This window comes from Streptomyces sp. NPDC127108 (genome assembly GCF_042677545.1).
Taxonomy (GTDB): domain Bacteria; phylum Actinomycetota; class Actinomycetes; order Streptomycetales; family Streptomycetaceae; genus Streptomyces.
Genome location: NZ_JBHXTE010000012.1, coordinates 142,926 through 157,321, shown reverse-complemented (window position 1 = coordinate 157,321; position 14,396 = coordinate 142,926). Strand labels below are relative to the sequence as shown.

Sequence of the window (14,396 nt, the reverse complement as noted above, 5' to 3'; positions counted from 1 at the left end):
GACCGGCCGGACGCGGTGGATCCGCTCAACACGCGGGCGGGCGGCGCTTTTTGAGGCGCCGTCCGCCCGCGGGCGTGTGCGCGGGGTCGCGGGGCGGGCCTCGTGAGCCTTCTCTCGTACCCGCAGCTTGGTGCAAATGGCTGCAATAGCGGTCGTAACGCACCCCTGCCATGAGGTTGTCGCCCAGTTGGCGTGTAAGTTCCGGGGCCGAGAGCCATGGAAGGGACCAATCCGGTGAACAAGAAGCTCGCGGCCGCACTGTCCGGCGGTGCGGTACTGGTACTGGCGCTGTCGGGATGCAGCAGTGACGACGGTGACAAGAAGCTGGACGACTGGGCCAAGAAGGTCTGTGACACGGCCGTGGGGCCGCAGTCGAAGAAGATCGCCGACGCCAACGCGGCCATCAAGAAGCAGACCGCCGACAACAGTTCGCCGGACGAGGTCAAGAGCACCGACTCCAAGGCGTTCGGCGACATCTCCGCGGCCTACGCCCAGCGGAGCGCCGCCCTGAAGAAGGCGGGCGCCCCGCCCGTCGACGACGGCGAGAAGAAGCTGAACGACGCCGTGAAGGAGCTGGACGGCCTCTCCAAGTCGTACTCCGACCTGAAGGCGCAGACGGACAAGCTCGACACCAAGGACCAGTCGGCCTTCGCGGACGACCTCGCGAAGATCGCCGAGGAGCTGGGCAAGCTCAGCCAGAGCGAGAACACCGCCCAGAAGAAGCTGGAGGCGGGCGACGTGGGCAAGGCCATGCGCGAGCAGGACGGCTGCAAGTCGGCGGCGGCCTCCCCGAAGACCCAGGGCTAGCGCGTTCGCTCATCCGTACGGCCGTGTGCCCCCGGCGCCCAGTGGCGCCGGGGGCGCCGTCTTGAGCGGGCGGGTCACAATTGGGGGGTGAGTAACGCCAGCATGCCCTTGCCCTCGTCCGACCGCGCCGACGTCACCGCGCGGCTGCGGGAAGCCCTCCTCGCCGCCGACTTCACCGCCGACGGGCTGCTCGAACTGCTCGGGGCGCCCGCCTACACCGCGCTCGCCCGCAGCGAGACCGTGCCCGCGCTCCGGGCCACCCGGGACGACGGAGCGCCGGCGTCGCTCGTACGGCTGTTCCTGCTGCAGCGTCCCGTGCCCCACGCGCGCGTGGCCGACGTGCTGCCGGTGGACGCGCTCCTGGAGAGCGGCTGGCTCGTCCGCGCGGAGGGCGCCGCGGAGGGTGCCGCGGGGAACGTGAGGAACGCGGAGGACGCGGAAGGCGGGGCGGACGGCGCCGACGCGCTCCGGGCGACCGTCGACGTGCGGCCGTACGGCGGACCGGACGGCGAGGACTGGTTCATCGTGTCCGACCTGGGGTGCGCGGTCGGCGGCGCCGGGGGCATCGGCAGCCGCGACGAGGGCGTGGTGCTCGGCGTCGGCGGCGCGTCCACGACGCTCGCGGGCATCACCGTGCGTACGCCCGTCGCGAGCGCCCTCGACGTCGGCACCGGCTCCGGCATCCAGGCCCTGCACGCCTCCCGGCACGCCACCCGCGTCACCGCGACCGACCTCAACCCCCGCGCCCTGCACTGCACCCGCCTCACGCTCGCCCTGTCCGGCGTGCCCGCGGCGGACCTGCGGGAGGGCTCCCTGTACGAGCCCGTGGGCGACGCGACGTACGACCTGATCGTGTCCAACCCGCCGTTCGTCATCTCGCCCGGCGCCCGGCTGACGTACCGGGACGGTGGCATGGGCGGGGACGATCTGTGCCGCTCGATCGTTCAGGAGGCGGGGGAGCGACTGAACGAAGGGGGGTACGCGCAGTTTCTCGCCAACTGGCAGCACGTGGAGGGCGAGGAGTGGACCGAGCGGGTCCGTTCCTGGGTGCCGCGCGGATGTGACGCGTGGATCGTGCAGCGCGAGGTGCAGGACGTCACGCAGTACGCCGAGCTGTGGCTGCGCGACGCCGGGGACCACCGCACGGACCCGGCCGAGTACGCCGCGCGGTACGACGCCTGGCTGGACGAGTTCGAGGCCCGCAAGACCCGGGGCGTCGGCTTCGGCTGGATCACCCTGCGCAAGTCCGGCGCCGCCGAGCCGTCCGTGACCGTCGAGGAGTGGACGCACCCTGTCGAGCAGCCCCTCGGCGAGACGGTGCAGGCGTTCTTCGCACGGCAGGACTACCTGCGCGAGCACGACGACGCGGCGCTGCTCGCCGAGCACTTCAAGCTCGCCGACGGCGTGGTGCAGGAGCAGATCGGCCTGCCCGGCGCCGAGGACCCGGAGCACGTGGTGCTGCGCCAGCACCGCGGCATGCGGCGTGCCACCCAGGTGGACACGGTGGGCGCGGGCTTCGCGGGCGTCTGCGACGGCACGCTGAGCGCCGGCCGGATCCTGGACGCCATCGCCCAGTTGATGGGCGAGGACGCGGTGCTGCTGCGCGACCGCACCCCGGCCCAGATCCGGCTCCTGGTGGAGCAGGGGTTCCTGGAGCCTGTGGGGCGGTAGGGGCAGCAGGGGCTGCCGGGACGGGATCGCCACACGCGGCCGCGCCCCGGGAAGACGTCCCCGGCGTACTCGGCGTCCCCGGTCCCGTCCACAGCCCTGCCCACAGCCCGCCCACAGGGGAGAAATCAGCCCCTCCGGGGATCGATCCAGCCATTGTGGGACCCGTACGCCGCCCCCCGTTCACTCGGATTTCGCGCTTCCGCCGTCCGGGCGTGCCAGCCTCCCGAGCCGGGGTACCCGACAGGTGCCGCACGGACGGCGCGGGAGGCCAGGGGCATGGAGAGCGGACCAGCGATCTTCGCCGGGACGGTGTTCGCGCTGTTCGGGGCGGGCCTGCTGCTGTGGACGGGCACCCGCGTCGCACACCGCGCCCCCGTGGCCCACGGCGTCCACCCCACGGCCGCCGCGACGCTCGCGACCTTGGCGGGATCCGGCGCCCTCGCCCTCGCCGTGTGGTGCTTCACACGCCTCTGAGCGGGAGGCGACCGCCCCGGCCCGGGCAGGCCGCGCGCAGCGAGGAAAGGGCGGGGTGGGCGGGGAAAAAGCCCGTCCGGCGCTTGAGGACGAGCGCGCAGCGCGATGGACGGCGAGCCAGGCCGACGGCAACATGAAAAGGGCCCGCACCGACACCGCCCAAGGCCCAGGGGCCAGCCCAGGCGGCAGGAATGGCGGTAGTCGGGTTACCGTTCGAGTGGCCGTTGCGGGCTTTTCCCGTTTGACACGGGGGCGGGATGTACCGTCACACTCCGCAGCGTCAGCGCAACGCAAGCGCGGTCGCAGCGCCCCACGGCGCCGGACCGCACAGCCGCAGCACTGCCCACCGAGCGTCGACCGGAGAGAAGAGCGAAGTTGTCCCCGACCAGCGAGACCGCACAGGGCGGCCGCCGACTCGTCATCGTCGAGTCGCCTGCCAAGGCGAAGACGATCAAGGGCTACCTCGGCCCCGGATACGTAGTCGAGGCGAGCGTCGGGCACATCCGCGACCTTCCCAACGGCGCCGCGGAGGTCCCCGAGAAGTACACGGGCGAGGTGCGCCGCCTCGGCGTGGACGTCGAGCATGACTTCCAGCCGATCTATGTCGTCAACGCCGACAAGAAGGCGCAGGTCAAGAAGCTCAAGGACCTGCTGAAGGACTCCGACGAACTCTTCCTCGCCACCGATGAGGACCGCGAGGGCGAAGCCATCGCGTGGCACCTCCTCGAGGTCCTGAAGCCCAAGGTCCCGGTCAAGCGCATGGTGTTCCACGAGATCACCAAGGACGCCATCCAGGGCGCCGTGCGCAACCCGCGCGAGCTCAACAAGCGCATGGTCGACGCCCAGGAGACCCGCCGCATCCTGGACCGCCTGTACGGCTACGAAGTCTCGCCGGTGCTGTGGAAGAAGGTCATGCCGCGCCTGTCGGCGGGCCGTGTGCAGTCCGTGGCGACCCGCCTCGTCGTCGAGCGGGAGCGCGAGCGCATCGCCTTCCGCTCCGCCGAGTACTGGGACCTCACCGGCACCTTCGGCACCGGTCGCCCCGGTGACTCCAGCGACCCCTCCCAGCTCGTCGCCCGCCTCACCACGGTCGACGGCAAGCGCGTCGCCCAGGGCCGCGACTTCGACTCGCTCGGGCAGCTGAAGAGCCAGAACACCCTGCACCTGGACGAGGCCAACGCCCGCGCGCTCGCCGCCGCCCTGGAGCAGACCGACTTCTCCGTACGCTCGGTCGAGTCCAAGCCGTACCGCCGCTCGCCGTACGCCCCGTTCCGTACGACGACGATGCAGCAGGAGGCCTCGCGCAAGCTCGGCTTCGGCGCGAAGGCCACCATGCAGGTGGCCCAGAAGCTGTACGAGAACGGCTTCATCACCTATATGCGTACGGACTCCACGACGCTGTCGGACACGGCGGTCTCGGCGGCCCGTGCGCAGGTCACGCAGCTGTACGGCAGCGACTACCTGCCGGACAAGCCGCGGACGTACGCCGGGAAGGTCAAGAACGCGCAGGAGGCGCACGAGGCGATCCGCCCCTCGGGTGATCGTTTCCGCACGCCCGCCGAGACCGGCCTGACCGGCGACCAGTTCCGGCTCTACGAACTGATCTGGAAGCGGACCGTCGCCTCCCAGATGAAGGACGCGACCGGCAACTCCGTCACGGTGAAGATCGGCGGCCGGGCCGCCGACGGCCGCGACGCCGAGTTCAGCGCGTCCGGCAAGACCATCACCTTCCACGGCTTCCTCAAGGCCTACGTGGAGGGCGCCGACGACCCGAACGCCGAGCTGGACGACCGCGAGCGCCGGCTGCCGCAGGTCAGCGAGGGCGACGCGCTGTCCGCCGACGAGATCACCGTCGACGGCCACGCCACCAAGCCCCCGGCCAGGTACACCGAGGCGTCCCTGGTCAAGGAGCTGGAAGAGCGCGAGATCGGCCGCCCGTCGACGTACGCGTCGATCATCGGCACGATCCTCGACCGCGGCTACGTCTTCAAGAAGGGCACGGCCCTGGTGCCGTCCTTCCTCTCCTTCGCCGTCGTCAACCTCCTGGAGAAGCACTTCGGGCGGCTCGTCGACTACGACTTCACCGCCCGCATGGAGGACGACCTCGACCGCATCGCCCGCGGTGAGGCGCAGGCCGTGCCGTGGCTGCGGCGCTTCTACTTCGGCGAGGGCGAGGCCTCCGGAGGCGCCGCCGACGCCGGGAACGGCGACGGCGACCACCTGGGCGGCCTCAAGGAACTCGTCACCGACCTGGGCGCCATCGACGCCCGCGAGGTGTCGTCCTTCCCCGTGGGCAACGACATCGTGCTCCGCGTCGGCCGCTACGGCCCGTACGTCGAGCGCGGCGAGCGCGACTCCGAGGGCCACCAGCGCGCCGACGTCCCCGACGACCTCGCGCCCGACGAGCTCACCGTCGAGTACGCGGAAGAACTCCTCGCCAAGCCCAGCGGCGACTTCGCGCTCGGCACGGACCCCGGCACGGGCCGCGAGATCATCGCCAAGGACGGCCGCTACGGCCCGTACGTCACCGAGGTGCTGCCCGAGGGCACGCCGAAGACCGGCAAGAACGCGGTCAAGCCGCGCACCGCGTCGCTCTTCAAGACCATGTCCCTGGACACGGTGACCCTCGCGGACGCGCTGAAGCTGATGTCGCTGCCGCGCGTCGTCGGCACCGACGCCGAAGGCGTGGAGATCACCGCGCAGAACGGCCGCTACGGCCCGTACCTGAAGAAGGGCACGGACTCGCGCTCCCTGGAGACCGAGGAGCAGCTCTTCAACATCACGCTCGACGAGGCCCTGGAGATCTACTCCAAGCCGAAGCAGCGCGGCCGTGCCGCGGCCAAGCCGCCGCTGAAGGAGCTGGGCGAGGACCCGGTCAGTGCCAAGCCCGTCGTCGTCAAGGACGGCCGCTTCGGCCCGTACGTGACGGACGGCGAGACCAACGCGACCCTGCGGTCCGGCGACAGCGTCGAGGACATCACCCCGGAGCGCGGCTTCGAGCTGCTCGCCGAGAAGCGGGCGAAGGGGCCCGCGAAGAAGACCGCCAAGAAGGCGGCCAAGAAGGCCCCGGCGAAGAAAACGGCGGCCAAGAAGACAGCCGCCAAGAAAACGGCAGCCAAGAAGACGACGACTGCGGCCAAGAAGACCACCACCAAGAAGGCGGCGGCTTCGAAGGCGGCAGCCGAGGACTGACCCGGTCACTCCGGTGCAGGCAGGACGCGTGGGGGTCCGTGTGTTCGGGCGGGCCCCACGAGGAGGCTCGGCGTCCAGATAGGCTGGACGGATGACGCGTGCCGAACAGCCACCCGCCATGACCACGGCCCCCGATGACGCCCTGCTCGCGGACTCCCGCGAGCGTGCGGTGCGCGCCCTGCTGCGCGTACCGCAGCTGAAGCGGTTGTGGAGCGCGCACCTCGTCGGCAGCGTCGGTGACGCGCTCGCGCTGCTCGTCCTGGTCATGCTCGCCCTCCAAGCGGCCATCACCGAGGGGGCGTTCGGCGACGGCTACAGAGGCGTCGCCATCGCGGTGACCGCCGTCTTCGGAGCGCGCGTTCTCGCGGCCCTCCTCTTCGGAGCGGTCCTGCTCGGCCCGCTGACGTCCCTGACGTCGCCCGACGGCCCGCTCGACCGCCGCTGGACCATGGTCGGCGCCGACGGCGTCCGGGCCGCGCTGCTGATCTGCGCGCCCCTGTGGATCGACTGGACGCCGGACAACGCGCTCGCGATGCTGCTCGTCACCGCCTTCGTGGCCGGTGTCGCCGAACGCTTCTGGACGGTCGCCCGCGAGAGCGCCGCGCCCGCGCTCCTGCCGGGACCGCCCCTGGAGGGCGCCACGGTGCGCCCCCTGCCCGACCACATGGACGCCCTGCGACGCCTGTCGCTGCGTACGGGATTCGTGGCGCTGCCGCTCGCGGCCGTCGCCCTCGTCGCCGTCAGCCTCGTCGGCATCCTGCTCGGCGCCGGAGTCGACTGGTTCGAGCAGCACCAGGCGGGCCTCGGCTCGTTCCTCGCGGCCGGACTGTTCGCCGCGTCCCTGTCGATCGTGTACGCCATCCAGCTCCCCGGTACGCACACGCCCCGCGCCCGCAGCCCCCTGGAGGGCCTGCGCAGGCCGCGTACGGGCAGCGGCACCGACAAGGGCCGCACCGGCGCGATCCCGCTCCTCGTGGCCGCCTGCACCGCCGTCGCCGGGGCGATCGCCGCGGCCGTCGCGGTCGCCGTGCTGCACGCCAAGGACCTCCAGGGCGGGCCCGTCACGTACGGCCTGTTCGTCTTCGCGCTGACCGGCGGCACGGTCGCGGGCATCCGCACCGCGCCCGCGCTGCTGCCGTCCCTGTCGCGCCGCCGTCTGCTCGCGCTCGCGATCACCGTCACCGGCGTCGCCCTGCTCGCCGCCGGACTCGTCCCCGACGTGACGACGGTCCTGCTGATCCTGGCGCTCGCGGGCCTCGCCGCCGGTGTCGCCGCGAACCTCGGGCACGCGCTCCTCGACCAGGAGGTCGAGGACTACCGCAGGGCGCGCACCACCGAGCACCTCCAGGCCGTCGTACGCCTCTTCGTGGCGCTCGCCGCGCTCGTGGCGCCGCTGCTCGCGGCCGTCATCGGGCCGCACCGGATGGTCAACGGCAAGTTCGTCTTCGACCACGGCGGCGCCTCCTTCACGCTGATGCTGGTCGGCGCGCTGCTGCTGCCCGTGGCCGCGCTGGTGCTCGCCAAGGCCGACGACCGGCAGGGCGTGCCGCTCCGCCACGACCTTCGGGACGCGCTGCGCGGCGGCGACGACCCGGTGCAGGCGCCCGCCGACTCCGGGTTCTTCATCGCCCTGGAGGGCGGCGACGGCGCGGGCAAGTCCACGCAGGCCGAGGCGCTCGCCGAGTGGATCCGCGCCAAGGGCCACGAAGTCGTCGTCACACGCGAGCCGGGCGCCACGCCGGTCGGCAAGCGGCTGCGGTCGATCCTGCTCGACGTGTCGTCGGCCGGTCTCTCCCACCGCGCGGAGGCGCTGCTGTACGCCGCCGACCGCGCGGAGCACGTCGACACCGTCGTACGACCCGCCCTCGCGCGCGGGGCCGTGGTGATCTCCGACCGGTACATCGACTCGTCCGTCGCCTACCAGGGCGCAGGACGCGACCTGTCGCCGACCGAGGTCGCCCGCATCAACCGGTGGGCCACCGGCGGCCTGGTGCCGCACCTCACCGTCCTGCTCGACGTGGCCCCCGAAGCGGCCCGCGAGCGCTTCACGGAGGCCCCCGACCGCCTGGAGTCCGAGCCCGCCGAGTTCCACGCGCGCGTGCGCTCCGGTTTCCTCACCCTGGCCGCCGCCGACCCCGGCCGGTACCTGGTCGTCGACGCGGCCCAGGAGCCGGAGGCCGTCACCACCGTGATCCGGCACCGCCTCGATGTCGTACTGCCCCTCTCCGAAGCCGAGGTGAAGGCCCAGGAAGAGGCCCGCCGCAAGGCCGAGGAGGAGGCGCGGCGGCGCGCCGAGGAAGAGGCCGCGCGCAAGGCCGAGGAGGAGCGCCTGGAGCGCGAGCGCCAGGAACAGCTCGCCAAGCTCCGCGCGGAGGAGGAAGAGCGCAAGCGGCGCGAGCTGGAGGAGGCCCAGCGCCGCGAGGCCGAGCGCCAGGCCGAGGAGGCCCGGCTGCGCGCCGAGGAGGCCCGCCGCAAGGCCGAGGAGGAGCGTGCCCGGGTCCTCGCCGAGGAGGCCAGGCGCGAGGCCGAGGAGAAGGCCCGCGCCGCCGAGGAGGAACGCCGCCGCCGCGCGGCCGAGGAACAGGCCCGCCTGCACGCGGAGGCCGAGGCCCGCCGCCTGGAGAAGCAGCGCAAGGCCGAGGAGGCGCTGCGACGGGCCGAGGAGGCCCGGCTGTTGGCTGAGGCGGCTGCGGGCGCCGCGGAGTCCGGCGGGGGCGCCGGGGCTGCGGGGTCTGCGCGGGGCGCGGGGTCTGCGGGGTCCGCGTGGGGCGCCGGCGCTGCGGGTTCGGGGAAGGCCTCGCTCGACAAGCCGGCTCAGAAGTCGTCCGGTCCTGCGGGCAAGTCCGCCGACTCGACTGGCTCCGCGGGCAAGTCCGCCGGCCCGGTCGGCAAGGCGCCGGGTTCGCCCGACTCGCCCGGTGAGACGCCCGACAACGAGACGACCGTGCCCACGCCCGTGGTGAAGCCGCAGGTTCCGGGTGCCGCCGACGAGACGACTGTGCTGCCGCAGGTCCCGGGTGCCGCCGATCAGACGGCTGTGCTGCCGCAGGTTCCGGAGGCCGGGGGCGCGGGGACTGGGCAGTCCGGCGCGGGCCGGTCCGGCGGGGGTGCGCCCAGCGCGTCCGGCGAGTCCGACGTGACCGCCGAGCTGCCGAAGGCGACCGTGCCGGGTGCGGCCGACGAGACGGCGGTCCTCCCGGCGGTGGGCAGTGAGCCCGCGGCGCGGGGCGGGCGCGCGGAGACCGTGGCGGACAAGGTGCCGCCGGGCTACTTCCGCGACGAGCGGCCCGGCGACGGCCAGTCCGGTGGGGACCGGTCGGGCGAGGCGCTGCGGGGTCCCAACGACCGTACGCGGGAGCTGCCGCAGGTCGACGAGGACGGTACGCCGCGACGGCGCCCGCGCTCCGACTGGGCTGAGGAGACGCCGCTGGACGACCTGCCGTCGCTGGCGGACGAGTTGCTCGGGTCGCATGAGGACGACGATGCGGATGAGGGGCGGCGGCGGGGGCGCTGAGGTGCTGGGCGTTCGGGCGGACCGGGGCTGAGCCCTCGCGGGGCGCCCCAGTCCCGCCCCTTCCCGGCTGTGTCGATTTGCGGCTCCGCCGCGTGGGGGGCTGCGCCCCTGGACCCCGGGGGCGGGTGTCCCCTTCGGGTGGGACGGGCCTCCGCCGGATCGGCGCTTCGCGCCTCGTCCTCAAACGCCGGACGGGCTGAAAACTACTTCGCCGGGCGGGAGCCGTCCGTGCAGGGGCGGGTGGCGGTCGTCCATGCTCGGCCAGGCATCGGACCAGGTCAGGGCCGCCGTGGGCCGGGTTGTCAGTGGGGTGCCCCACAATGAGTCCGACAGTGCGAAATGGGACGTACGCCGAGGGATGGTGTGCGTCGGTAGGGCGGAGGCGGTGACCCATGCCGGTGTGGGACGACCTGGTGGGCCAGGAGAAGGTGAGCGGGCAGCTCGGTGCCGCCGCCCGTGACGCCGACGCGCTCGTCACCGCCGTCGCGGCCGACACCCCGCTGCCCGAGTCGTCGAAGATGACGCACGCCTGGCTGTTCACGGGCCCGCCCGGCTCCGGCCGGGCCGACGCCGCCCGTGCCTTCGCCGCCGCCCTGCAGTGCGTGAGCCCCGACCGCGCGCTGGGCGGCGAGCCCGGCTGCGGCTTCTGCGACGGCTGCCACACGAGCCTGATCGGTACGCACGCCGACGTGGAGGTCGTCCGCACCGACCTGCTGTCGATCGGCGTCAAGGAGACCCGCGACCTGGTCCGCCGCGCCCAGCTCTCCCCGGCGGGAGGCCGCTGGCAGGTCATCGTCCTGGAGGACGCGGACCGCCTCACGGAAGGCGCGGGCAACGTCCTCCTGAAGGCAGTGGAGGAACCCGCCCCCCGCACGGTCTGGCTCCTCTGCGCCCCCTCGCTCGAGGACGTGCTGCCCACCATCCGCTCCCGCTGCCGCCACCTGACCCTGCGTACGCCCTCGGTGGCCGCCGTCGCCGACATGCTGGTCCGCCGCGACGGCATCGACCCGACCGCCGCCGCGGCCGCCGCCCGCGCCACCCAGGGGCACATCGGCCGCGCCCGCCGCCTCGCGACCGACGAGCGCGCGCGGGAACGCCGGGCCGCCGTCCTCAAACTGCCCCTGCGCGTCGGGGAGATCGGCGGCTGCCTGAAGGCCGCGCAGGAGCTGATCGACACGGCGGCGGAGGAGGCCAAGCAGGTCGCCGAGGACGTCGACGCCAAGGAGACCGAGGACATGAAGGCGGCGCTCGGCGCTGCCCAGGGCGGCAGGATGCCGCGCGGCACGGCGGGCGTGATGAAGGAGCTGGAGGACAAGCAGAAGCGCCGCAAGACCCGCACGCAGCGCGACAGCCTCGACCTCGCCCTCATCGACCTCACCGGTGTCTACCGAGACGTCCTGGCCCTCCAGTTGGGCTCCCGTGTCCCGCTCGCCAACACCGAGGTGCAGGACATGCTGGAGCGCATGGCACGGGACACGTCGCCCGAGTCGACGCTGCGCCGCATAGAGGCGATCGGCGCGTGCCGCACGGCGCTGGACCGGAACGTGGCGCCGCTGCTCGCGGTGGAGGCGATGACGGTGGCGCTGCGGGCGGGCTGAGGGCAGGCCGAGGGCAGGCCGAGGGGCCGCCGCGCGCGGGGCGAGGGCCCGGCGAGGTCGCACCGAGCGCGAGAGGCGGCCGCGCGCCAACGGTGGAAGGCGACTGGGCGCCGATCGTGGACGGCGACCGTGCACCGACCGCGGAAGCCGCCCCCGCACCGGCCGTGGAAGGCGACCACGTGCCGATCGTGGAAGGCGACCACGTGCCGACCACGGAAACCACCCCCCCGGTACCGACCGCCGAAGGCGCCCCCGCACCGACCACCGAAGGCAACCACCACCGGCCCCGAGGGACGCCAGCAACAGCCAGTTGACCGCATCACCCGAACGGGCACGTAAAGTGATCTGACAACTCCATAGAGTTAGTCTCGCGAGATGGAAACCTCCCCTCCCCGAGCCCGCCGCCTCCGCCGCGGCTGTCTGGCCTTCCTGGCCGTCGGCCTGCTCATCTCCGGCTGCTCGTCGACGAGTTCGTCGACGGACGTGGTCATGGACGAGCTGCCCCGCGCCACGCCGAAGGAGCTCGCGTCGTACTACGCCCAGAAGCTGCGCTGGCGCGACTGCGGGGTGCCCGGGTTCCAGTGCGCGACGATGAAGGCGCCCCTGGACTACGACAAGCCGGACGCGGGCGACGTGAAGCTGGCGGTGTCGCGCAAGCGGGCGACGGGGGGAGCGGCGGGCAAGGGCGGCCGCCTCGGCTCGCTGCTCGTGAACCCGGGCGGACCGGGCGGCTCGGCCGTCGGATACCTCCAGTCGTACGCGGCCCTCGGCTACCCGGAGAAGGTCCGCGCCCGGTACGACATGGTGGCGGTCGACCCGCGCGGCGTCGCCCGCAGCGAGCCGGTGACCTGCCTGGACGACCGCGAGATGAGCGCGTACACGCAGACGGACACCACGCCCGACGACCGCCGCGAGACCGGCCGCCTTGCCGCGTCGTACAAGAAGTTCGCGGCGGGCTGCAAGAAGCGCTCGGGGAAGCTGCTCGGGCACGTCTCCACCGTGGAGACGGCCCGTGACATGGACATCCTGCGCGCGGCGCTCGGCGACAAGAAGCTGACGTACGTGGGCGCCTCGTACGGCACCTTCCTCGGGGCGACGTACGCGGGCCTCTTCCCCGACCGCGTCGGCCGCCTGGTCCTCGACGGCGCCATGGACCCCTCGCTGCCCGCGCGCCGGATGAACCGCGACCAGACGGCGGGCTTCGAGACGGCGTTCCAGTCGTTCGCGAAGGACTGCGTGCGGCAGCCGGACTGCCCGCTCGGCACCAAGAACGCCGCGGACGCCGGCAAGCGCCTGAAGGGCTTCTTCACGGACCTGGACCGCGCCCCGCTCCCCGTGGGCGACACGGGCCCGGCCGACGGCCGCAAGCTCGGCGAGGCGCTGGCCACGACCGGCGTGATCGCGGCGATGTACGACGAGACGTCCTGGCCGCAGCTGCGCGACGCGCTCGCCGCGGCCATGAAGGACAAGGACGGCTCGATGCTCCTGGCCCTCTCCGACAGCTACTACGAGCGTGACGGCGACGGCTCGTACTCCAACCTCATGTACGCCAACACCGCCGTGAACTGCCTCGACCTGCCGCCGTCCTTCACCTCGCCCGACGACGTGCGCAAGGCGCTCCCCGACTTCGAGAAGGCCTCCCCGGTCTTCGGCGAGGGCCTCGCCTGGTCGGCCCTGAACTGCACGTACTGGCCCACAAAGGCCACGGGCAAGCCCCAGCGCATCGAGGCCGAGGGCGCCGACCCGATCATCGTCGTCGGCACCACCCGCGACCCCGCCACCCCCTACCGCTGGGCCAAGGCCCTCGCCTCCCAGCTCACCTCGGCCCGCCTCCTCACCTACGAGGGCGACGGCCACACCGCGTACGGCCGGGGCAGCCGCTGCGTCGACGAGACGATCAACGCCTACCTCCTGACGGGCCGCGCCCCCCAGAAGGACAAGCGCTGCACATAACCCCAGCTCAGCGCCCCGAATCACCCTCCCGACCCCCGCCTCGCAGGGGTGTACGGAGCACCCTCGGAAACTGTGTAGACTTGGCGTCGTTGCTGATCGCACCATAGGTGCGGGCAGCGCGCCGCCTTAGCTCAGATGGCCAGAGCAACGCACTCGTAATGCGTAGGTCTCGGGTTCGAATCCCGAAGGCGGCTCCGTCAAACCCCAGGTCACATAGTCTGTGACCTGGGGTTTCGTGTTGCTCGGGGAGCGTGTGTCGCAGGATGGGAACGCCATAGGAACGGCTTGCGTGAGCGATGCGTGAGCGGAGGGGTTTCGCGCCCTCTTCTTTCTCGGCTTTGTGCTGCAAGAGGGCCAGTTTGGCGGTAGCTCCGGTGGCGTTCGTGCCGGTGTGTGGGGGAGGATGGCGCTCTGGTAGATGTCGCGCCTGATCTGGGCGTCGCTGTGCGAGGGAGTGTCAGAGACGACCTTCACTTGGCGGATTCGCCGCACATCGAACAACACATAGTGCTACAACAGTTCGCGGAGCGCGTCCGTTGCTGGCGTGCGCCCGCAAGGCCCATGCCGGAAGTCTCAGGAGGGCCGTCGCCGTACCCCACGCCGCCGTCGGACGGGCAGGGAAAAGACCGTGCGGGGCATCAGCACAGAGGGCGTCCAGGTAGGCAAGTGCCGCCGATCAGGCGGATTGTGATCGGCCTGGCGGCACCAGACCTTCCGGTCGGGGCCCACTTCCCAGTGGTCGAAGGGATCGCTGGTTGACAGCGGCCTGGCCCGTGATCGCGACGTGCTACGTGCGCACGCGTTGTGCCGCCATTCCCGGAAGGCTCACAGCCTTGATGGCACCGAGCGACGAAACCTACTTCCCGCCACCGCCGACTCAGGAGTGGCAAGAGAAGTTCACGGACGCAGTTCTTGCAACCCCAGGGGCCAATGTGCCCCGGCCAGCAGTGGCGGCTATCGCTCCGTTCGTTAGCCGCCCGAAGGACCTCATTACTCGCGCCTCACACGACACCCCGGCCCGACTGCGTCCCGAACGAGTGCGTTCGATCTCTACCAACGCCGGGAGCATGGTCGTCCTGACCGTCCCCTTGGTTGGGTACGCCGGCATGGTCTGGGAGCGGAACGAGCGCCAGAGCACTGCCTGGCAGTCGCCTGCCAATCCCATCAGTGGTCCTGTTCGCGCTCTC

At 72.4% G+C, this 14,396-nt stretch carries 7 protein-coding genes and 1 tRNA gene; all 8 read left to right on the top strand.

Annotation, left to right across the window (positions count from 1 at the left end):
- Nucleotides 1-216 precede the first annotated feature (216 nt).
- Nucleotides 217-807, top strand: coding sequence for a small secreted protein (locus tag ACFVHO_RS12850; RefSeq protein ID WP_385712916.1), 591 nt, complete (start codon nucleotides 217-219; stop codon nucleotides 805-807).
- 102 nt (nucleotides 808-909) lie between these two features.
- Nucleotides 910-2,478 carry a methyltransferase gene (locus tag ACFVHO_RS12845; RefSeq protein WP_385712983.1) on the top strand — a complete coding sequence of 523 codons (1,569 nt, stop codon included), beginning with the start codon at nucleotides 910-912 and terminating at the stop codon, nucleotides 2,476-2,478.
- 276 nt (nucleotides 2,479-2,754) lie between these two features.
- Nucleotides 2,755-2,952, top strand: a complete 198-nt coding sequence (locus ACFVHO_RS12840) for a hypothetical protein (RefSeq protein ID WP_016644691.1) — start codon at nucleotides 2,755-2,757, stop codon at nucleotides 2,950-2,952.
- A gap of 375 nt (nucleotides 2,953-3,327) precedes the next feature.
- Complete coding sequence (topA, locus tag ACFVHO_RS12835; RefSeq protein WP_385712914.1) at nucleotides 3,328-6,144, top strand: type I DNA topoisomerase; 2,817 nt, start codon at nucleotides 3,328-3,330, stop codon at nucleotides 6,142-6,144.
- 91 nt (nucleotides 6,145-6,235) lie between these two features.
- Nucleotides 6,236-9,658 carry a dTMP kinase gene (gene tmk / locus ACFVHO_RS12830; RefSeq protein WP_385712912.1) on the top strand — a complete coding sequence of 1,141 codons (3,423 nt, stop codon included), beginning with the start codon at nucleotides 6,236-6,238 and terminating at the stop codon, nucleotides 9,656-9,658.
- 392 nt (nucleotides 9,659-10,050) lie between these two features.
- The gene (locus ACFVHO_RS12825) at nucleotides 10,051-11,256 is read left to right on the top strand and encodes a DNA polymerase III subunit delta' (RefSeq protein ID WP_385712911.1); all 1,206 of its coding nucleotides are present in this window, start codon (nucleotides 10,051-10,053) and stop codon (nucleotides 11,254-11,256) included.
- A 375-nt stretch (nucleotides 11,257-11,631) separates the two neighbouring features.
- Nucleotides 11,632-13,209 carry an alpha/beta hydrolase gene (locus ACFVHO_RS12820; protein ID WP_385712909.1) on the top strand — a complete coding sequence of 526 codons (1,578 nt, stop codon included), beginning with the start codon at nucleotides 11,632-11,634 and terminating at the stop codon, nucleotides 13,207-13,209.
- 120 nt (nucleotides 13,210-13,329) lie between these two features.
- Nucleotides 13,330-13,403 (top strand) — tRNA-Thr (locus tag ACFVHO_RS12815).
- Nucleotides 13,404-14,396: the final 993 nt, after the last annotated feature.

Excerpts from the sequence above, each read along its gene's own strand:
- ACFVHO_RS12850 (WP_385712916.1), top strand. The coding sequence starts at position 217 with ATGGAAGGGACCAATCCGGTGAACAAGAAGCTCGCGGCCGCACTGTCC.
- ACFVHO_RS12845 (WP_385712983.1), top strand. The coding sequence starts at position 910 with ATGCCCTTGCCCTCGTCCGACCGCGCCGACGTCACCGCGCGGCTGCGG.
- ACFVHO_RS12840 (WP_016644691.1), top strand. The coding sequence starts at position 2,755 with ATGGAGAGCGGACCAGCGATCTTCGCCGGGACGGTGTTCGCGCTGTTC.
- tmk (WP_385712912.1), top strand. The coding sequence starts at position 6,236 with ATGACGCGTGCCGAACAGCCACCCGCCATGACCACGGCCCCCGATGAC.
- ACFVHO_RS12825 (WP_385712911.1), top strand. The coding sequence starts at position 10,051 with ATGCCGGTGTGGGACGACCTGGTGGGCCAGGAGAAGGTGAGCGGGCAG.
- ACFVHO_RS12820 (WP_385712909.1), top strand. The coding sequence starts at position 11,632 with ATGGAAACCTCCCCTCCCCGAGCCCGCCGCCTCCGCCGCGGCTGTCTG.